General features: G+C 35.8%; 22 protein-coding genes and 1 riboswitch. Of the genes, 3 read left to right on the forward strand and 19 right to left on the reverse strand.

The genetic code is table 11. The annotated features are described in order from the left end of the window. Positions 1-30: 30 nt before the first annotated feature. Positions 31-1,005 (forward strand): asparaginase, encoded by a 975-nt coding sequence (locus ACIQ7L_RS03795; RefSeq protein WP_400566756.1) that lies wholly within the window; start codon positions 31-33, stop codon positions 1,003-1,005. 26 nt (positions 1,006-1,031) lie between these two features. Here the strand turns inward: ACIQ7L_RS03795 and ACIQ7L_RS03800 are convergent, their stop codons facing one another. The 11 genes from ACIQ7L_RS03800 to ACIQ7L_RS03850 form a co-directional block, all read right to left on the reverse strand. Beyond that, the gene (locus ACIQ7L_RS03800; protein ID WP_400566759.1) at positions 1,032-2,015 is read right to left on the reverse strand and encodes a YpdA family putative bacillithiol disulfide reductase; all 984 of its coding nucleotides are present in this window, start codon (positions 2,013-2,015) and stop codon (positions 1,032-1,034) included. A 112-nt stretch (positions 2,016-2,127) separates the two neighbouring features. Continuing rightward, positions 2,128-2,658, reverse strand: a complete 531-nt coding sequence (locus ACIQ7L_RS03805; RefSeq protein ID WP_335359557.1) for a peptidoglycan recognition protein family protein — start codon at positions 2,656-2,658, stop codon at positions 2,128-2,130. A gap of 78 nt (positions 2,659-2,736) precedes the next feature. Beyond that, positions 2,737-2,973 carry a DUF3961 domain-containing protein gene (locus tag ACIQ7L_RS03810; RefSeq protein ID WP_097897259.1) on the reverse strand — a complete coding sequence of 79 codons (237 nt, stop codon included), beginning with the start codon at positions 2,971-2,973 and terminating at the stop codon, positions 2,737-2,739. A gap of 191 nt (positions 2,974-3,164) precedes the next feature. Then, positions 3,165-4,448: an NAD-specific glutamate dehydrogenase gene (gene gudB / locus ACIQ7L_RS03815; RefSeq protein ID WP_335359558.1), complete on the reverse strand. Its 1,284-nt coding sequence runs from the start codon at positions 4,446-4,448 to the stop codon at positions 3,165-3,167. 253 nt (positions 4,449-4,701) lie between these two features. Next, complete coding sequence (locus ACIQ7L_RS03820) at positions 4,702-5,304, reverse strand: genetic competence negative regulator (RefSeq protein WP_097897261.1); 603 nt, start codon at positions 5,302-5,304, stop codon at positions 4,702-4,704. Between the two features lie 77 nt (positions 5,305-5,381). Beyond that, the gene (locus tag ACIQ7L_RS03825; protein WP_400566764.1) at positions 5,382-6,281 is read right to left on the reverse strand and encodes a MerR family transcriptional regulator; all 900 of its coding nucleotides are present in this window, start codon (positions 6,279-6,281) and stop codon (positions 5,382-5,384) included. A 29-nt stretch (positions 6,282-6,310) separates the two neighbouring features. Continuing rightward, positions 6,311-7,087 (reverse strand): metallophosphoesterase, encoded by a 777-nt coding sequence (locus ACIQ7L_RS03830; protein ID WP_400566767.1) that lies wholly within the window; start codon positions 7,085-7,087, stop codon positions 6,311-6,313. Positions 7,088-7,204: 117 nt separating this feature from the next. Next, the gene (locus ACIQ7L_RS03835; RefSeq protein WP_400566768.1) at positions 7,205-7,699 is read right to left on the reverse strand and encodes a LysM peptidoglycan-binding domain-containing protein; all 495 of its coding nucleotides are present in this window, start codon (positions 7,697-7,699) and stop codon (positions 7,205-7,207) included. A gap of 22 nt (positions 7,700-7,721) precedes the next feature. Then, positions 7,722-8,285, reverse strand: coding sequence for a CPBP family intramembrane glutamic endopeptidase (locus ACIQ7L_RS03840; RefSeq protein ID WP_400567134.1), 564 nt, complete (start codon positions 8,283-8,285; stop codon positions 7,722-7,724). After that, entirely contained in the window at positions 8,266-9,813 is a 1,548-nt protein-coding gene (locus ACIQ7L_RS03845; protein ID WP_400566771.1) for a RecQ family ATP-dependent DNA helicase, read from the reverse strand. The genes ACIQ7L_RS03840 and ACIQ7L_RS03845 overlap by 20 nt, the downstream gene beginning before the upstream one ends. Next, positions 9,803-10,864 (reverse strand): YpbB family protein, encoded by a 1,062-nt coding sequence (locus ACIQ7L_RS03850; protein ID WP_400566773.1) that lies wholly within the window; start codon positions 10,862-10,864, stop codon positions 9,803-9,805. Before ACIQ7L_RS03850 ends, ACIQ7L_RS03845 begins: the two co-directional genes overlap by 11 nt. 308 nt (positions 10,865-11,172) lie before the next feature. Here ACIQ7L_RS03850 and ACIQ7L_RS03855 point away from each other — a divergent pair, with 308 nt between their 5' ends. Continuing rightward, a complete protein-coding gene (locus ACIQ7L_RS03855; protein ID WP_017152544.1) occupies positions 11,173-11,421 on the forward strand; it encodes a ferredoxin in 249 nt (82 codons plus the stop codon). A gap of 118 nt (positions 11,422-11,539) precedes the next feature. Here the strand turns inward: ACIQ7L_RS03855 and ACIQ7L_RS03860 are convergent, their stop codons facing one another. Continuing rightward, entirely contained in the window at positions 11,540-12,118 is a 579-nt protein-coding gene (locus ACIQ7L_RS03860; protein WP_400566776.1) for an ECF transporter S component, read from the reverse strand. 163 nt (positions 12,119-12,281) lie between these two features. Beyond that, positions 12,282-12,419: riboswitch (FMN riboswitch) on the reverse strand. A gap of 253 nt (positions 12,420-12,672) precedes the next feature. Between ACIQ7L_RS03860 and ACIQ7L_RS03865 the strand changes: the two genes are divergently transcribed. Next, on the forward strand, positions 12,673-13,356 hold the full coding sequence (locus ACIQ7L_RS03865) for a hypothetical protein (protein WP_400566778.1): 684 nt from the start codon (positions 12,673-12,675) through the stop codon (positions 13,354-13,356). Positions 13,357-13,385: 29 nt separating this feature from the next. Here ACIQ7L_RS03865 and ACIQ7L_RS03870 read toward each other — a convergent pair whose 3' ends face one another. From ACIQ7L_RS03870 to resA, 7 genes are all read right to left on the reverse strand, one after another. Next, positions 13,386-14,000 (reverse strand): peptidoglycan DD-metalloendopeptidase family protein, encoded by a 615-nt coding sequence (locus tag ACIQ7L_RS03870; RefSeq protein WP_400566780.1) that lies wholly within the window; start codon positions 13,998-14,000, stop codon positions 13,386-13,388. An 84-nt stretch (positions 14,001-14,084) separates the two neighbouring features. Then, positions 14,085-14,666 carry a cob(I)yrinic acid a,c-diamide adenosyltransferase gene (locus ACIQ7L_RS03875; RefSeq protein WP_400566782.1) on the reverse strand — a complete coding sequence of 194 codons (582 nt, stop codon included), beginning with the start codon at positions 14,664-14,666 and terminating at the stop codon, positions 14,085-14,087. A gap of 235 nt (positions 14,667-14,901) precedes the next feature. Further along, complete coding sequence (locus ACIQ7L_RS03880) at positions 14,902-16,677, reverse strand: ATP-binding protein (RefSeq protein ID WP_400566784.1); 1,776 nt, start codon at positions 16,675-16,677, stop codon at positions 14,902-14,904. Further along, positions 16,677-17,393 carry a DNA-binding response regulator ResD gene (gene resD, locus ACIQ7L_RS03885; protein ID WP_400566785.1) on the reverse strand — a complete coding sequence of 239 codons (717 nt, stop codon included), beginning with the start codon at positions 17,391-17,393 and terminating at the stop codon, positions 16,677-16,679. Before resD ends, ACIQ7L_RS03880 begins: the two co-directional genes overlap by 1 nt. A gap of 368 nt (positions 17,394-17,761) precedes the next feature. Next, positions 17,762-18,919 (reverse strand): c-type cytochrome biogenesis protein CcsB, encoded by a 1,158-nt coding sequence (ccsB, locus tag ACIQ7L_RS03890; protein WP_400566787.1) that lies wholly within the window; start codon positions 18,917-18,919, stop codon positions 17,762-17,764. Between the two features lie 14 nt (positions 18,920-18,933). Beyond that, complete coding sequence (locus ACIQ7L_RS03895; protein WP_400566789.1) at positions 18,934-20,562, reverse strand: cytochrome c biogenesis ResB family protein; 1,629 nt, start codon at positions 20,560-20,562, stop codon at positions 18,934-18,936. 148 nt (positions 20,563-20,710) lie between these two features. After that, positions 20,711-21,232 (reverse strand): thiol-disulfide oxidoreductase ResA, encoded by a 522-nt coding sequence (resA, locus tag ACIQ7L_RS03900; RefSeq protein WP_400566791.1) that lies wholly within the window; start codon positions 21,230-21,232, stop codon positions 20,711-20,713. Positions 21,233-21,279: the final 47 nt, after the last annotated feature.

Genomic DNA, 21,279 nt, shown 5'->3' on the forward strand with positions numbered 1-21,279 from the left:
TGTATTTTTCAACTGAAAGGGGTACAAACATTGAAAAAAATCCTAGTTTTACACACAGGTGGAACAATTGCAATGGAGGAAGATAAAGAAACTGGGGTTGTACAACCAGGAAAACAAAATCCTCTTTTAAAATTTATTCCTAATTTAGAAGATGATATTGATTTAATTGTTGAGGATGTCTTTCATCTTCCATCTCCTCATATGACTCCGAGTGAGATGTTACAATTACAAGTCATCATTGATGAAAGAGTGAAACATGAAGGCATTCATGGTGTAGTCATTACACATGGTACGGATACATTAGAAGAAACGGCCTATTTTCTTGATTTAACAGTGCAAGCGAATATTCCAATCGTTGTAACAGGTGCAATGCGTTCTAGCAACGAATTAGGTGCTGATGGTCTATATAACTTTTTATCTGCTGTAAAAGTTGCAAGCAGTAATGAAGCGGCTGGAAAAGGTGTTCTAGTCGTATTAAACGATGAAATCCACTGCGCTACAAATGTAACCAAAACACATACAAGTAATGTCGCGACATTCCAAAGTCCTCAGTACGGACCAATCGGTATGGTAACAAAACGCGGCGTAGTCTTCCATCACGCTTTAGTTCATCACGAAACATATGCAATCCGACAAATTTCCAAAAACGTTGTTGTATTAAAAGCATACGCTGGTATGGACGATACATTGTTAGCTGCAATTGAAAGCTTGCCAGTGGACGGAATCGTAATTGAAGCCCTTGGACAAGGTAACTTACCTCCAAGAACGCTTCCGAGCTTACAACGATTAATAAATAAAGGCATTCCAATTATTCTCGTTTCCCGCTGCTTTAACGGAATTGTCCAAGATGTATATTCCTACGAGGGCGGAGGAAAACAATTAAAAGATATGGGCGTCGTTTTCACATACGGATTAAATGCACAAAAAGCTCGTATTAAATTACTAGTCGCTCTAGAAAATGCTCATTCTCAAGAAAAATTCCAAAAAATGTTTATGCACAATTAAGAAATAAGCTGTCGAAATTCGACAGCTTATTCTTGTTCCCTTGATACAATTGTTTGTGTAATTGCTTCACCATGAAATCGTCCATTCTCAATGAATATTTCATTTGCATTATTTCCAGCGGCAATAACACCAGCAATAAAGATGTTCTTAACATTCGTTTCCATCGTTTCTTCTACATAAAGAGGACGTCCTGTTTCTTCGTCAATCTTCACGCCCATTTTCGTTAAGAAACTATGATCCGGATGATATCCTGTCATTGCAAACACAAAATCATTTTGAATTGTAAATGATTTCCCATCAACCGTATACGTAAGTGCGTGCTCCGTAAATTCTTTTACATGAGCGTGAAAATGCATTTGAATTGTACCATTACGTACTAGCGCCTCAAATTCAGGTAAAATCCACGGTTTAATGCTCGGTGAGTATTCTCCTCCACGGTACAACACTGTTACACGTGCTCCAGCTTTTACAAGTTCTAATGCAGCGTCCACACTAGAATTTTTTCCACCTATTACAGCTACATCTCGGTCAAAGTAAGGATGTGCCTCTTTAAAATAATGAGACACCTTCTCTAAATCCTCCCCTGGAATATTCATATAATTTGGATTATCATAATATCCCGTTGCCACTACAATATATTTCGCTACATATGTTTCTTTATTTCCATCACGTTTTACAGTATTTACCCTAAAACAATCCTCATCTTTTTGAACTTGTTCTACACGTTCAAATGCATGTACACGCACACCTTTACGCTTCACCACTTCACGATAATACGCAAGCGCTTGATTACGGACTGGCTTACGATTTTCTGTAATAAAAGCAACATCGCCAATCTCTAATTTTTCACTAGAGGAAAAAAATGTTTGATGAGTTGGATAATGATAAATCGCGTTTACAATATTCCCTTTTTCAATTACTAGCGGATTGATTCCTGCTTTTTGCAAAGAAATTGCTGCCGCTAATCCGCATGGGCCTCCCCCGATTATAATAGCTGTTTCTTTTTGCATACTCGGTTCACTCCTAGTCTTCTGCCTCAAACTCTATTTATTATAAAACAAGAAAAAACCTACTTTCAGCAGTAGGCACCTATCCTTATTGTATTCATTTTTCATATATTTGTCATCTAAACGAGACGTACATTCGATAGACATCTGCTAAAAATTGCCTAAATTTAATTCCCTGCTTGCTCAATACATTTTCAGGGTCAATTTTCCGAACAGGATCCAGCTTTTTGTGTGACACAATATCTGTTTTAGGATTCAAACCAAAATTTTGACATAAATAAGCATGGTACCATGTAAACCGTGTATACGCATCCCAAAAATTAACATCTCCACCGTAGCAAAGTTCAACACCAATAGCTGCTCGGTTTGCATCGTAACCATATAAAGCGTTATCTGTCGTTACATTATACCTTACATGGTAGGCTACTTCATTTATTGGAATAATTTCTAATATTGTTTTATCATCTACAAATGTATGCGCTGAAGCTTTTGGCTGTATTTCATCAAAATAATCCCGATTTCCTATCGCATTGCTACCAGGATTCCCTGTGTCATGACTGACAATAAATCTTACCTTTGAAAGGGCGATTCCTGGTCGTGAGTTTCCGTGTCTGATATAATTGCGTTCTATAGGGAACATAGCCATCGCAATCAACTCCGCTCTAGAAAATTACCTATCTTCCTTATATATGTATTCAGCCTCTATGTCCATATGGCACATTTCTTACGCGAAGAGAAAATCGAAAATACTAGAAGTAAACACCATAAACAACAGAATACCTACAGCCATCCCATAAAAACCGTAAAACCAAACACGATCTTCTTTCGTATCCAAACCAAAAAATTGATTTACTGATTGTAATAATGATGCACGCTTACTATGTTTATTTCGTAAAACTTCCACTCGTTTCATAACATCCGTTGGCATCATAAATCTTTGGTCCGCTGTCATTTTCATCATAAATCTCCCCTTATTTCGTTTCCGTTTTATTTGTCTAAAGAGATTATAGCACGGATGTTCGCATAGAACAAGTGTTCTTTTTGTTTTTCTATCCTTACATATTTGTTACTTCTATTTCTATTATGTGCTTCAACAAAAAACGTGGTTTCCTCGGAAGGAAACCACGTTCTCTCTAATCTTTTTACTCTATTTTATACCCAACCTCTGAAGCGACTAGCTTCTGCCATTTTACGTACACCAATCATATAAGCTGCTAAACGCATATTCACTTTACGAACTTGTGATGTTTCATAAATAGAATCAAATGATTTTACCATTACTTTTTCTAAACGTTGTTCTACCTCTTCTTCTGTCCAGTAATATCCTTGGTTATTTTGTACCCACTCGAAGTAAGATACTGTAACACCACCAGCACTTGCTAATACATCTGGAACAAGTAGAATACCACGATCTGTTAAAATTTTTGTTGCTTCTAATGTAGTTGGACCGTTTGCTGCTTCTACTACGATTTTCGCTTTAATATTTGCAGCATTGTCTTCTGTGATTTGATTCTCAATTGCAGCTGGTACTAAAATATCACAATCAAGTTCTAACAATTCTTTGTTTGAAATTGTATTGTTGAATAATTTTGTTACTGTACCAAAGCTATCGCGACGATCAAGTAAGTAGTCAATATCCAATCCATTTGGATCATGTAGTGCACCATAAGCATCTGAAATCGCAATTACTTTTGCACCAGCATCATGCATAAATTTAGCTAAGAAGCTACCAGCATTACCAAATCCTTGGACAACAACACGTGCACCTTTAATATCAATACCGCGTTTTTTCGCAGCTTCGCGAATACAAATTGTTACACCTTTTGCAGTCGCTGTTTCACGTCCATGGGATCCACCTAATACAAGTGGTTTACCTGTAATAAATCCTGGTGAATTGAACTCATCGATACGGCTATATTCATCCATCATCCATGCCATAATTTGTGAGTTTGTAAATACGTCTGGAGCAGGAATATCTTTTGTTGGACCAACAATTTGGCTAATTGCTCGTACATATCCACGGCTTAATCTTTCTAATTCACGGAAAGACATTTCACGTGGATCACAAATGATTCCACCTTTACCTCCACCGTACGGTAAATCAACAATACCACATTTTAAACTCATCCAAATAGAAAGTGCTTTCACTTCATTTTCTGTTACGTTTGGATGGAAGCGAATTCCACCTTTCGTTGGACCAACAGCATCATTGTGCTGTGCACGATATCCTGTAAATATTTTAACAGTCCCGTCATCCATACGAACTGGAATTTTCACTGTCATCATACGAATTGGTTCTTTAAGTAATTCATATACTTCGTTTGGATAACCCAATTTTTCTAATGCTTCATTGATAACAATTTGTGTTGAATTCAACAATTCAAAGTGTTGCTCCCTTTGTTGTGTTTGTGTTTGAGTTCCCTTTTCGGCTACCATAGTAAGTAAACCCCCTGTAATTTCACTTGTTTAGTAAACCTTCATTGCCTAGTATACACCGTTAAATTTGGAATGCAATAGAAAACGCTAACAAATGTATACAAACTTTTTTATTTTGCAAGCGTTTTCACTGTTATTATAGTCTTTTTATTACTTTTAGAAAAGTAAAATACTTAAATATTTAAATGTTTTTTAGTTTCCTCTTTATTTTTTTAAATAAAATGTAATATTAAAAACCTCAAGCTATTTTGTATTAGCTGAGGTTTTGTTTTAAAATAAAATAATGATGTATTTGCTGAATCGCTTGAGAATCCATTAACTCTTTTCCATACTCCATAATACGATAAATCGTCACCGTGGAAGGATTGCCATATTCTGCTAAAATAGCAATAAAATCAGCTTTTAAGAGCTGTGTTTCTTCCTCCATCCAAAGATAAAAACGCCCATCCCATGTGTAGAGCTTTCCGCCAGTTACACCAAGGTTATATAAACGATTCGACAAATTAATTACATCTTCCAATGTAGCAAATTCATATAATATATGTTCACTCTCATCTAGAGTTACTTGCATTTCAATAAACTCATCACGAAACTCATCTTCTGTATCCGCCTCGTGATTTTCTTTTGTTACAATGACAACCATTCCTTGTGCCTGTAAAGAAAATACTTCAACTGCAATTGGGCCATCCGCTTCAAATCCAAGTTCTTTATTCGCTTCTTGCATCATATCACGGAATAACTGCTGTACTTTTGGAGCATTCTTCCATAAATCTTCTTTCGTCAATCCTCGCTCAGATAAATCATCAAACGTTAAGAAAATTTTTATTTTATTATAATTTAAACGTTCCAGCCTCATCTTATAACCCCCCTACGTAACCATTGAATATAATTTTTATTATATGAAATAGAAAATAGATGGTTCTTTTCGAACAACTATTCCGACATTTTTAACCATTCATCCCATTCTTCTTTCGTATTACCCATGAGCACATTCTGAAGTTCAGACCGGTCTCCCTCTGAAACAAATTGACTTGCGAACCCTAAAAGACCAACACGAAGCCCTTGGTGCTTACTTTGCAACTTACGAATCCACCTCATTGTACTTTTCAGATTTCGCTCTTGTAAACAAGATATAACTACATATTTAGGTGTCAATTGTGCGATCGTTACATCAATTTCCTCTTCACTTAAGCCTGTCCCAAGATACATAGCTTGATAACCTTTTAGGCGTAAATATGTCGTTAAAACAAAGAGGTGCAATGTACTAGCTTCACCTAGTCCACATAGAGCTAACACTGTTGGCAATGAGGAATGAGTATGTGTATTATGATAAATCATTCCCATGCGTGAGCATAAGAACGAGTCTATATATCGCACTTGTACCATTGTAATCTCATTATTTCTCCTCAAAATCTCTAACTGATTCATAATTTGAAGAAATATATGTGTGATTACTTTTTCTGTTGAATAAATACTAAAAGCCTCGTTTAATAACGCATAGGCTTGCGCTTCATCAAATTTTAACAAAGAGTGCAGGATATCGTCTACTAAAAGGACTTCTTTATTATATGCTGTTTCTATTACATTGTGATTTCGCAACCGATTCCCCTCTAATATTTGCACTGCTTGACCTATCGTAATTCCTTCATTCACTTTGTCCATTAACCATTTTAAGACTCGAATATGCTCTTCTGTATATAAACGGTGTCCCGCATCATTTCGTCTTGGAGCAATAATATGATATCGTCTCTCCCATGCTCGAAGTGTACTAGGCTGAATTCCAAGCATATTTGAAACTGCTTTTATATTATATTCCCCTTTTAAAGTTGGCATCATTTCCCCACCTTTAAATTAAAAATCTTTTATTCCTTCCCCTGCAAAGTAATTAAGTGCGTTTGAGCAGGCGCTCGAAAACGCAGTGGTATAAATGTCGTGCCATATCCATTACTCACAAATAAAACCATATTCGAATGCTTATATACGCCACCCTTTAAATACCGTTTAAAAGGAAAGAACCGAATTTGTCCTCCATGTGTATGACCGCTTAATACGAGTGAGATTTGTTCCTGTCCAGACATTTTATTTACAATTTCCGGATTGTGACTAATCAAAATCCGAAATCCTTGTTCTTGACAATCCGCCAACGCCAGATCTAAACGATCTCGCCCTAATCCAACATCATCCACCCCAAGTAAACATATCTTCTCTCCATATTCTGATTCAAATAATACTCTTGTATTATCTAAAACTTTCACACCATGTTCTAGTAATAATGCATCTAATTCGTGATATTCAATTTCGTAATCATTATTTCCCCACACAAAATAAACGGGGCCCAATTCATTCAAAATTTGAATATTATTAGCAATTTGTGATAATGGTACACCTTTTTCAGCTAAGTCACCACCAATAATAACAAGATCAGCTTTCCCTTTTACCCTTTCAATTAGTGAACGGGAAACAATTCTCTTATGAATATCGGAAATAAAAAAGATCCTGACCCTTTGAAAACCCGTTGGAAAATTTACAAATGACAAAGTATGTTCCAATAATGTATCACGCATTGCTTCTCTATACATTATAAAAAGACAAATAAAGACGATACATATGAACGTACTCCCTAACCCAATCCATAGCATATATTCTTCTCAACTTCTCTCCTAATAAAATATAGTCCTGGCAAATCATACCTGTCAAAAAACATGTGATACAGACAGACTATCTCATTTTGCGTTATACTAATCATCTTACTCCTTTTATTCCGTCTTCTCTTTAATAGGGATTTTTAATTCCTGTCCTTCTTCTAACTGATCGTCTTGTAAATTGTTATATTTTTTAATAATCATAGCCCCATCTTCACCTGGAAAATATTGATTCCCAATACTTTCCAATGTCTCGCCTTCTTTGACAATGTGAGTTTCAGTTTTCTCTGGTTTCTCTGGTTTCTCTGGTTTCTCTGGTTTCTTCTGTTCCCCCGATTTATTTGAGTCAAAAAAGATGACTTCAAATGCACTCTTTCCAGATTCACTGCTTCCTTTTGAACTTTGCACTTCAATATATTTATCCGTATACCATAGAATACAAATTGGTAACAAAATAAATAGAAAGGTTAAAACTCGAACAAAAAAATGATTAATCTTAAATTTACTTTTCTTCTCTTTATTTCTATGAACCTCGCTACGCGGCGGTAAACCTTCTTCTACTTGTTCTTCTTCCAACTCTTCTTCAAAATCAGGAATTTGTTTTCTCATGCTGTTCACCACCACCTTCCATTTATTTCCTTAATTGAAGTCCCATTATAAAATCAACAAGAAAATGTGCAAAGATTGTTATAAACAAATTTCCTGTCCATTGAAACACATATCCAAATACAAAACTTATCATACAAACAAAGCAAAACAAAAAGGGTTTCATTATATATCGGATATGTAAAATAGCAAAGATAAGACTCGCAATTACAAGTCCAAAATATGTTTGTAATACCCCGCGAAATAAAAATTCTTCAGCGAAACCAATAACAAAGGTAACGACCAGTAATTGCACGACTGACATTCCTCGAAACATTCGGTCGTTAATACCTCCATCATCAAACCATGATTCCGGTAACACTTTCATTGCGATATAATCTAATAACACAACACCACAAGCTATCCCACTGCCTATTACAAGAATAGAGATTGGCTCCCACTTCCACAGACTATAAAATTCATTCTGATTTGGAAATAATATATAGGCTAGTAAACAGCCAATACTTATAATTATTAATTGTGTTATATAGAGATTAAGCCGTATCTCTTTCGGACTCATGTCTTCAACGCTACGCCTTTGAATGCTCATCATTCCTCCGTTCTCCCATACCAAAGAGCAATTGTAACTCTGTTTCCCAATTATAGTCGAAAACCGATTGTCTTGCTCGTCTTTTTTTATACGCTTCTTTTGTAATGCCGCAGTAATCACAACAGTTTTTCAGCTCGCCTTCCTTTCTATAGCCAAATTGATGTAATAACTGTTCTCGCTTACAACCTTGACACTGCAGCCACGATTTCATATTTTCTAATTGCCTGTATTTATTGTGAAGACGTCTATCCGCTTCTAATATTAATTTTTGTATACTTTCATTTGACAAGCACTCTAGCATGAAATTTCTCTGTTGTATGATTTTCATCTTTTCTAAATGATAACGTACGAAACGCCAGTGTTGCTCATTAAATCTTGCTGCATTATAACAAATTTCTTCTACATCTTCTATTGGTAATACTTTCGTTTGAAACATTCTTTCTTGTAATAGAGAAAATAAAAATTGAATTTGTTGTTTATTTGGCAATTCATCTTCAATAATAGAGATTGGCAAATCATGATCCAGTGGACTACATAGTAAAATGGCAATACTTGCTTCTCCATCTCTCCCTGCCCTACCGATTTCTTGTAAATAGGAGGCTATATTGGTGGGATAATGAAAATGGATAATATACCTCGTATTTGGCTTATTTACCCCCATTCCAAAAGCACTTGTACATATAACAAGTTGCAACTGATCATTCATAAATTGTTGCTGGATTAACATTCGCTCTTCATGCTCCATTCCACCATGATAAAAAGCGACATCTGTTATACCTTTACTCCGTAGATATTCTGTTAAACGCTCCGTCCAAGCTCTACTAGAGCAATAAATAATTCCTGGCCCTTGTAAGTACGTAACGTGTGAGAGAAGCATTTCTTTTTTTTCTTCTATTGTTTGTACAAATTGTACTTCCATTGCAATATTTGGACGATCAATTGAATATACATGTTCAGCTGCATTGGTAAGCTTTAAACTCTCTACAATATCTTTCAATACTTCCTTTGTTGCTGTTGCTGTTAGTGCCAATACAGGTGGATGACCAATACTTACAATAACTTGATCTAACTTTTTATAGTCCGTCCGAAAATCATATCCCCATTGTGAAATACAATGTGCTTCATCTACAACAAACAAGGAAATATGAATCTTTTTTAATTCCTTTACTAACAATTCAGATTGCAACATTTCAGGTGAAACAAAGACAAATTTATACGATGCTAAATTTTTAATCGCTTTCCTTTTCTCACTTATTGTCCGAAAACTATTAAACGCAATTACACGATTTTTCGCGACATATTTAAGCTGTGTAACCTGATCTTCCATTAAAGATAATAAAGGGGATACAACCAGCACTGTCCCCTCTTGCATGAGACCTGGAAGTTGATAACACATAGATTTCCCTCTCCCAGTCGGAAGCATTGCTACAACATCTTTCCCCTGTAGCAAATCTGTAATAACACCTTTCTGTCCTTGACGAAATTCAGTATATCCAAACCACTTATTCAAATGCTCTTCAAGTCTCATTTGTACCCTCCATCTGCGCTAACACAAGACGGACCTCAAAATAAGAAATTTCTTCTCCTACCGCTTGCTTTAACACACGTAACTTGCGTGTTTGTAATGTTTCAATAACTTTTTTCACTTGCTCTATCTTATTCTTTTCTACAAACATCTCAATAGAAAAATCTCGTTCTCTTAACGCTATTTCAACAAAATGATCTTCTATCGTTGCGGGCTTTAAATTTCTAATTGTTGCAATTTCTTCTAAAGAACGGCCTTGTTTCCAAAGTTGATACGTCTTCCTCGTTGACAAACTGAATAAATCTGCTCTTTCATTCGGATAGGAAATAATTTTTGTCAATAAAGGAAACTCTTTTTCCTTTTTACGAACGGCTTGAATAAAGAAATGAATCGTGCCCCAAAATAATAGATGTACGCGGAACACATCTTGTTTTGTAATTGCTGCAAGTTGTTGCAATGTATATCCAATTCGTTCATACCCAGTTAAGCGATAGGTCAGGACTGTTGCTTCTACTGGATCAACATCTTTTAATAGTCGATGCATTTCTTCCCACAGTCCTGTTGCAAGTTCACTCCTTACGTATGGTAACCCAATGAGAAATTCCTTAACCCACATCGTTACTTCTGTATCTTGTTGAATCGGAATGAACCTTGTATTTTGCTGTTGTAAGTTCGACACTGTTTGAATGATTAATGAGAGCCTCTTCCAAAAAGCTTCACCAAGAGCACCATAATGTAAACCGTGTAAATGCTGTGGAAAGGGCAATGCTTTTTCCCAATCATTTAATTGCTTCTCTCCAGCACTTGTTAATACATATGTATTTTCATGCACGATTTTAATCCATTCTGCATTTAAAATACACGCAATTTCCTGATTATAATCGTACCTTGTTAATGCTTTATATATTCCAAAAAGAAAAGAAATCTGAAACATATTCCCATCTTGTAATGTTTGTGAAGAACGTTTCCCTTTCAATAGATAGTAAATGGAAGAAACGGTTCTTTCACCATTCAATTGTTTTAAACAATATAACAAAGTATATTGTAACTGCATTACCGCTTCCGCCTTTCAATAAGATTTGTCCCATTCCTTAACTGCAAACACCGAATTGTTGACAGCTAACCATTACTTAAGATGCTTCACTGATAAAAGCTCCTCTTTCTATTTACTATTGTATCAAACTGCTTGGCATTTAGGCATTTCGAAAATCTTGTGAAATAAATTAAAAATAAGTTGACACTCTAATTGATAAGGATTATCATTATAATTTTATGTTGAAAAGTTTAAAAAACCGTTTTACAATAAGGTTATCATTTGTATAGCGAATATTTTCACATACATATTATCAGGAGGGAAAAAAGATGGCAAAATATACAATCGTTGATAAAGATACTTGTATCGCATGCGGAGCTTGCGGAGCTGCTGCACCAGACATTTATGACTATGATGATGAAGGTATTGCATTTGTAACATTAGATGATAACCAAGGTATCGTTGAAATTCCAGACGTATTAATTGATGACATGATGGATGCATTTGAAGGTTGTCCAACTGACTCAATTAAAGTTGCTGACGAAGCATTTGACGGTGACGCTTTAAAATTCGAATAGTCTTTTTATTAACTTCAAAAAATCCCCCTCACCTTTATGAGGGGGATTTTTTGTTATTTATCTAGCTTACCATTTAAAAAGCCATCAGCAGTATCTTTACCTCTGATGGCCAAAATTTCTATGCGTTTTTCATTTTTGCAAATACCCATACTTTTAAGCGTGAAAACAGTGCTACAAATACAACCGTTACAACAATTCCTTTAATTAGATTAAATGGCAATATCGCTGTTACAATTGTTTGTCGCATAGCACCGCTAGACATAGCTGGTGAATTTAAAAACCAAGTGTAAGCCGGTAAAATGATGAAATAATTTAACACACTCATAATTACCGCCGTAATAACCGTCCCTAGCATTAAACCTGTTGTTAAACCTTTGACTGTGCGATACTTCTGAAATAGGAAAACTGCTGGACCAATAAATAGACACCCTGCAATAAAATTTGCTATTTCTCCGACAGGAACTCCCGTTAAGCTACCTTGAATCCCATAGTGAAGAATATTTTTTATCGCTTCTACAACCACCCCTGCAACCGGGCTAAAAATAACCCCTGCGATTAAAGCTGGTACATCACTAAAGTCAATTTTTAAAAACGGTGGAAGTCCTGGAAACGGAAATTCCAACATCATTAGTAAATACGCAATACTACTTAGCATCGCTACACTCACCATTTGTACTACACTGTTTTTTTGTTTCATCCTTCTCTCTCCTTTTCCATCGATCATCTCATGGAAAGTGGAAAGGTTCTGCTATGCCTATTTTTTCATATCATGAAAAAACCCTTTGTGTTTTACACAAAGGGAGAATTTTCAGGCACATCAAATAGACGTTCAAACACTTATCTTTTTTGAACGCTTGAACCTCCATCTTCTCCCATCCAGACTATACTGTCGGCTTTGGAATCACACCAAATCCTGCCTTAACGGCTCGCGGGCTTAGAACGAAAAATAATTATTCATCACCGCCGGTCGGGATTTTCACCCTGCCCCGAAGATAGACCGATATTCTATTTTCTATCCTATTATACACCAATATAATACAGTTGTGAACAAAAAAGATTGTAACTTATTAAAAATAAGTTATTTACTTCTCTTATTCTCAACAAAAAATTCCGTCCAACTATTTTACAATACAACCCATATTTTTTATCATTCGGCTTTTTCCTACTCAATTCCCTAGTCATTCATACAGAAAAGTGATAAGATGTTGAATTGTTAAGATAAGAGCATTTTCTTAATATGGAGGAAATGTCATGAAGAAAGAGAAAAGACACTCTATTCGAGAAACGATGAAAAAAAACTTACGAAAAGAATACTTTTATTTAAAAAAAGAATTACTTTTCTACTGTCCAATTGATTTAGGCACATTTTCAAGCGAAACATACTATGCTACTTTTGATAAAGAAGGCATAAGCATTTATCAGTATGATAAGCAAACAGAAAGTAAACTGAAGCTATGTGAGCGTCACACATGGAAAAATTGGGGAAAAGTGAAGGTCGATCACTATTTAACAACTTCACAATTCGTTTTCCAAGGGAAACGCAACTGGATTCTATCTCTTTTTCATAAAGGAAAAGAAGCTCAAAAGATAATAGAGGAACACACATCTCTACAAACTGAGGTTGTTTCCCGGTCCTTTTTTAAAAAGCTTCCAGGTTTTCGTTCTAATACAACATTAAACAAATACATTGGCAGCATTTGTTATACCGCACTTATCGCATTTTTATTAAAATGGTTCCTTCCATTTCAAGTACAAGTTGCCTTGTATTCTTTTTCTATCGGTTGTATGCTCCTTGGCCTATTATGTTTCACGATCGGCTTAATCGAACCAACCATTGTATTATTTCGAACGAAAGAAAAAACGAGAGCAAAAGTCTTTTACTATTATAGCTATTTAGCTATTTCTGGATTTATATGTGTCTTTATTTTTTGGTAAAACAAGAGCTAGTTCGACTAGCTCTTGTTTTAATTAATATACAATTTTTGATTTGGATAAATTTGGTCTTCCCTCAACTCATTTTTTACTTTTATCGCATCAACTGTCGTTCCAAACTTACGTGCAATCTGAGCCAACGTATCTCCCTTTTGCACGACATATAGTGATGATGAAACTACTTGGTGTTTTTCCTCATTCAAGACAAGCAAAGGATTCATTGCATTTCTTTTCTCCATTGTCCAACGTCCATGATGGACTTCCAAGTGTAGATGCGCCCCTCGTGATTCACCTGTATTTCCTACTTCACCAATCAATTCTCCTCTTGCAATACGAGTCCCTTGCGTTACATATCTCTTATTTAGGTGAGCATAAACAGCTTCATATTCTCCATGCTTAATAAAAACAACATGTCCATAACTATTTGAAAAATAAGATTTTGTTACCACACCACCTTGAATAGCCACAACTGGCGCTCCAATTGGGGCTGCTATATCAATTCCATAGTGTTTTCCATGCCTTGTTCCAAAATAATCACTAATTCTTCCATCAACAGGCCATGTCCACTGTTTGTCCTCAGCGTAAACATGTAATTGAGATATAAATAACAATCCCAGCATCATTACGCTAACTTTTAAGGCTTTCATATACATCCTCCGTTTTCTAATAACCGTCATACTTTCTCTATTGTGGTATAATACGAAAAAAAGTATACAAAAAAAGAAAGTGGCTCATTCCACTTTCTTCTCTTCTTTATCACGAAACACGATTGCACTTCGATTATATTCAACATCTTTTATTTGTAGGCGGGCATTAATCACCCTAGCAATTGCAAATAAATAATCAGATAATCGATTCATATATCGCAAGACCATTTCATTCATCTCTTCTTGTTTCCCTAATGATACAATGTTCCGCTCAGCTCTTCTTGTTACTGTACGAGCAATATGAATCACTGCAGACGCCCCGCTCCCTCCAGGTAAAATAAAACGTTCTAACAGAGGAGCTTCCTCTATGTAATGATCAATTCGTTCTTCTAAATATATAACCATCTCTTCTGTTACTTTATAAGGTATCTTTTTCTCTACAATCGCTAAATCTCCGCCGCAATCAAACAATTCATGCTGAATATTTTCAAGTTCACTATAAATGTCTTTGAATGGCCCGTTCTGCAGCATCGTCATCGCATATCCAATATGAGAATTCACCTCATCAATCGTACCGTATGCTTCAACACGAATATGATCCTTATCAACCCGCCTTCCAATTACACTCGTTTGTCCTTTGTCTCCTGTTTTTGTATATAATTTCAACTCATTCTCACACCTCTCTTTTTCGTTTCTATCGATTCACTCATTATTACATCTAAGTCGCCTAAATTTCACTTGATTCAATCAAAAACAACTCTCCTCAGAACCGGGAGAAAAAACAAAAAGTCCTACTACTCTTTATTCAATTGAGAAACTATTATAACTCAACAAGAATAAAAAACAGTAGAACTTTTGTATCTGTTAATCATATACAACGATCTATAATTGACATGAAGGTTTAAAGCACTTGATCTGGTAAATATACAGAGAATGTCGTTCCTTCGCCAACAACACTTGATACAGAAATTTTCCCATCATGACCTTGCACAATATTTTTAGCAATTGCAAGGCCTAGACCAGTACCGCCTGTTTTCCCGCGTGTTCTTGCTTTATCAGCTTTATAGAAGCGATCAAACAGAAATGGAATATCTTCCTCAGGAATACCGGCCCCTGAATCTTGCACTTCAAATACAAGTCCATTATTTTTCGTATCAATTGCGAGCGTAACATGCCCACCTGCACTTGTATGGCGGATTGCATTATCAATTAAATTTGTCAGTACTTGTTCCATACGATCCGGGTCAAACGGATGCTGTTCGATTGGATGGCGAAAATCCACTGTCAACTGCACTTCTTTATCCTTTGCAATCCCTTGGAATTTACGACCAATTTTCTCGACAAATGGATGAATATCCACTTCTGATATATGCAATTCCACATGACCACTTTCCATGCGAGCTAAATCTAACAGTTCATTCACAAGACGTCCTAAACGAACAGACTCGTCATAAATGATTTGTACAAATTCATTTATTTCTTCTTTTGTTTGAACAATATCATCTAAAATTGCTTCACTATACCCTTGAAGCATAACCATTGGTGTTCGCAGTTCATGTGATACATTGGCAATGAAGTCTTTACGCATTTTCTCAAGACGGCGTTCTTCTGTCATATCTCGAAGAACTGCCACAGCACCACGAATTTTTGTTTGATTATAAAGAGGTGTCATAAGCACAACATAGTTACCCTTTTGAAGATTAATCTCAATAACTTGCTGTTGTTCGCTTTCTACTACAAGATGGAACAATTCAACAAGCTCAGGTGGTAAATTCCTACTTAACTCTAATTCCTTTTCCTCTTGCCAAACTTGTAAAAAATGTTCTGCTGGTGGATTAATAACAACAACTTCACACTCTTGATTTAAAGTAACAACACCGTCTGCCATACTACTTAAAATACTAGACAACTGTTCTTTTTCTTGCTGCAGTGCGTTCATGTTAAACTTCAATTGTTTTCCCATCTGATTTAACGCCGTTGCTAGCTCCCCAATCTCATCCTGCGAAACCATAGGTGCTTTCGTATCAAATTTTCCGCGGGCCACTTCAAAAGCAACCTCACGCATTTTACGAAGCGGCGCTGTAATGCGCGTCGATAAGAAGAATGCAAAGAACGTTGTTAAAATAATCGCAATTCCTGCTGATAGAAAAATAAAATCTGTTGCCTTTTCCATACCTTGTATCGGAACTTGTAACGATTCATATACAAACACTGCACTATTATTTGTTGAATGGAGTGGTTTACCAACAATCATAATATCATTTTCCGAATTTTGTTTCATTTTTCCATCAGAAAATTTTCTAATCTTATTTTTATTTTCTTTTTTATCTGTAAAAACAGCTGCTAATTCTTTATCTTTTTTTAAATCATCTATTGTAAGAGTTACCAATCCTTCTTGTTTCGGAGAAGAAGAAAATTCCTTACCATCTTTCACAATAATAATGCGTGAGAGTGGATCAGTGAACTTATATGCAATATTCTCAATTGTTTCTACATTCGCTCCCTCTTCAATAAGTTGTGTAACACTTGTTGCCACTTTCGTGAGCCTTGCTTCACTCATATCTACATAGTACGTTCTAAAAAACTGGGAAAGTAAAATAGCAACAAAGCCAAGAACAAATGAAACAAGAAGTAATATGGTCATCCATAACTTCCCTACTACACTTCTCCAAAGCATCAGTCGTTCACAACCTCAAACTTGTAACCTACCCCCCATACAGTAACAATCATCTTCGCTGCATTAGGCGATTTTTTACTTAATTTTTCACGTAAACGCTTTACATGTGTATCTACTGTACGCAAATCTCCAAAGAACTCATATTGCCATACTTCTTTTAATAATTGCTCACGATCAAATACTTTATCTGGAGCCTTCGCTAAAAAGAGTAGCAATTCATATTCTTTCGGTGTTAGGTTCACTTCATTTCCATCCGCTGTAACACGATGCGCATCGTTATCAATTGTTAAATGCGGGAATACAGTTACATCTTTTGTTGTTGTATCTTGTGTAAAGAATGTTGTTGGTACAGAGCGACGTAATACCGCTTTCACACGAAGAACGACTTCACGCGGGCTAAACGGCTTCACAATGTAGTCATCCGAACCAACTTCAAATCCTTGTACTCTGTTTACTTCTTCACCTTTTGCTGTCAGCATGATAATTGGTGTTGCTTTTTTTTCACGAATTCCCTTACAAACTTCAATCCCGTCTTTTCCAGGCATCATGATATCTAATAAAATTAAATCATAGTCATTTTGCAACGCCTTTTCTAAAGCCATGTCACCATTGTCAGCTTCATCAATGGTGTATTGCTCTCTTTCTAAATACATTTTTAATAAGCGACGAATACGATCCTCATCATCTACGATTAAAATTCTTGGTTCATTCTCCATTGCTACCCGCTGCGTATCAAATTACCACAACGGTTCACACCTACCTTTCTACAATATAATACTGTATTTATCCTTATTTCATAATAGACCGTTCCAAAGTGATAGACCCTTCACCTTAGATATTATGCTTCACAAGAATAATAAAGTCTGTTCATTTTTTTTCCAAAACTATGTATTTTTTTTGAACAGGTCATTTAGGCCTCGACATCATTTTACAAAATCAGCATATACTTTGCCATGTTTTTCTCAAAAAAGAAGAAAAGTTAACAAAAATAAAATAGGAAAGTGACATTCACTTCCCTATTTAAAGGCACTCTCTCCTACCTAACTCCTTTTCTTTTACCGAGCTTTGAAGCGTGATAACCATCTTACGCATATGAATGTAAACCGGCAATAACTAAATTTATCGCAATAAAGTTAAACATAATTATCGCAAACCCAATTACTGCAAGCCATGCAGACTTTTCTCCATGCCACCCTTTAGATAAACGTAAATGTAAAAATGCCGCATAAAAGAGCCATGTAATAAGTGCCCAAACTTCTTTTGGATCCCAACCCCAAAATCGTGTCCATGCAATTTGCGCCCAAATCATCGCAAAGATTAATGCACCTAACGTAAAGATGGGGAATCCTATCGCAATCGAACGGTAGCCAATTTCATCAAGCAAATCACTGCTAACGTTTTTGACTATTGGTTGAAGGGCCGCTGATACTCTTTTTCGTAAAATTAACCTTAATACAATATAAAGCCCCGTTCCAATAAGCAGTGACCAAATCACTGTGTTTAATTTCTTTGCATTTATTATAGCAGGCATTTCTGCAATAGGTTCAAACTTACCAGTTGTCATTAACTTCCCTTCATGAGGTCCAACTAGCGCAGGGAGGTTATATTTCATCTCGACTTTTTGTTCATTTTTATCCACCCATTGAAATTTCGCTTCATATTTCGTTGCCGAATAAACTGTTGTTACCGCTATAAATCCGATAGCACAAACGAGTGTAAACACGACTGTCTCTAGCCAAAATGTCCGTTTCGTCCTTTTTGACTGATCTACATTTTTAAGCAAGTACATGACACCTGTAATAAAACTAATTGCTAAAATAGCTTGTCCAGCTGCTGCCGTTGTTACATGAATTTGTAGCCAATTACTTTTCAACGATGGAATAAGCGGTGAAATTTCTCTTGGGAACATACTTGCATATGCAATTAATAAAAGAGCTACTGGTAAAGCAAATAATCCCACTATGCTTACACGATACATAAAGTACATAACAATAAAAGCACCAACAAGCATCATGCCAAAGAATGTACCAAACTCAAAGAAATTACTTACTGGTGCATGCCCTGAAGCAATCCACCTTGTTACAAAGTATACAGTTTGAGCGGCAAATCCTAAAATTGTTATGGTTATACCTATACTCGCCCACTTCCGACCCTTTTCTTTAATTGCTCCCCCGAAGAACAGTGTTGCAATTAAATATAAAATGAAAGCGGCAAACAGGAAATTACTGCTTATCTGCACCATATATTCTCCCCACCTTAGCTAATTTTTTTATCATTTACTTTATCGTACGGTTGTGGAATTGATGTTCCTTCTAATACTCTTTCAACATCTTTTCTTAAACCAAACCAGTTTTTATTTGTATGGCCAGCAATCCACCATTCATCTTTAACCTTTTGTATCCAAATACGGCGATGATTCCAATACATCCCTTGAATTACGCCAACCATGAAGATCAATCCTCCGATTCCAAGAATCCATAGCGTCAGATCTTTTCGTACAATGAGCGCCGTTGCATTTTGCATTTCTACTCCTGCAAATGCCATTTTATATTTATTGTTCCCTTCCGGTTCTATATTTTGTCGAATACCAACAAAACTCACTTCTCCTTCCGGTGTTGCGGGTGTAAACATTTTAAAAACAAAGGCTGGATTATTCGGAAGTTTTGTCTTTGTATTTGGCTTACCACTTTCATCAAAATAAAAATCTGGAAAATAGCTTAATAGTGTAAGAGAATATCCGTCTCCTAAATCATATGTTTCCTTTGGATTTGTTAAATCCACCTTAATTGGTCCCCATTTTTGACTACTTTCTTTATTCTGTAAATAAAAGGACATACTCCGAAATTCACTCTCTTTAAACGAATATTGATATAAAGCAAAATCATCAAACTTGAGTGGTTCATTTACACGAATCTTAGCCTCTTTTACCTTCTCTAGTTTCGGTTTTTGCCCTGCTATATTTTCTCCTACCGCTTTATACAAAACGGCATTCGTTTGATAGTTTTTCGCAATCATTTTATCGCCTATACGATTAATGGCAGTATCAAATACTTTGTCTTCTTTATTTTCTTTATCATAAACTTCTTTTATGAATTTCTCATTTTTTAAATAATATTCCCCGTTCGTTCCTGGAATTTCCTTTGTTTCACCATCTCGTAGCCAAAGTGATTCGTCCACATACATACTTGGAAGAAAACGCATCATTGCTCCGAATAGAAAAATAATAAGACCAATATGGTTTACATATGGCCCCCAACGAGAGAAGCGGCCTTTTTCCGCTAAAATATTTTCACCTTCGACCCTTACATTATAATTTCTCTTCTTTAAATTAGCTTGAATTCGCTCTAGTTCTCCCTCTTTCGGAGAACCTGTTCCATACAATCGTTGTCTCTTTAAAAAACTCGGGTGTCTTTTCACTCCCTGTTTCTTTAAAGCCTTATAAAGCGGAATTACTCGGTCCAAACTGCATATCACAAGTGAAATACCGATCGACGCAATCAAAATCATATACCACCATGAACTATACAAGTTATTAAAACCTAATTGATAATATAGTTGCCCCAAAAAGCCATATTCCTTTTCATAATACTCACCTGGGGTAACACCTGGAGGTATGTACATTTCTTGCGGAAAAATTGTGCCCACCGCCGATGCCACCAAAGTAATGACAATGAGCCATACACCTACTTTGACAGAAGAGAAAAAACTCCAAATTTTATCGACTATCGTTTTTGTATGAGTGAGAGAACGCCGTGCGCTTCCCTCATAGCGCATATCCAATAATTGTGCATCTTCATTGTTTTCAAACGGTTTTCCACAAGCTTCGCAAAAAATTGTGCCTATTGGATTTACATGGCCACATTCACACTTTATCTGTTCCAACATTCTCACCGCCTCTTTTTTCTATTTATTATTGTATCTCCTCAACCTAAGTTAACGCAATACTCAGAATTTTTAAACAGAAGTGCTATGACAACGCAAAGCACCTTCTTCTATCTAAGTATTTTCCTTCATTATGTAAATGCTTTCTTTATTATGGAGTAATTTTCTTTAAGTACTCTTCCATTTGTTCTTTCGTTTGTGTACCAGTAATCATTTCAATTACCTTGCCTTCTTTATCAATCAAAAACGTTGTTGGTAGTGGTCCAACACCATATGTACTTATTATTTCTGAACCTTTATCAATCGCAACTGGAAATTTTAATCCATATTGATTCACAAAATTTTTCACCGCAATATTCGTTTCATCTGCATCTAATGCAATGATTTCAACGCCTTTATCTTTATATTTCGGATATAACTCATTCATATACGGCATCTCTTGTTCACACGGCTTGCACCATGTTCCCCAAAAATTTAAAAATACTCCTTTTCCTTTCAAATCTTTGAGCTCAATTTTTTTTCCTTCTAAATCTGTAACAACAAAGTTAGGTGCTGTTTTCCCAATTTGCACCTTTTCTTTATCAGCAAAAAATCCTTGATACAGTGTAAATCCTACGGCGACACTTAAAGTAAGCAAGATGAGAACGCGAAATAATAAACGATTCTTCTTCATATTTCCTCTCCTCTCTTTGATGAATATTTATAAACATTTTTGCTGCA

This window comes from Bacillus sp. NPDC094106 (genome assembly GCF_044764345.1).
Taxonomy (GTDB): domain Bacteria; phylum Bacillota; class Bacilli; order Bacillales; family Bacillaceae_G; genus Bacillus_A.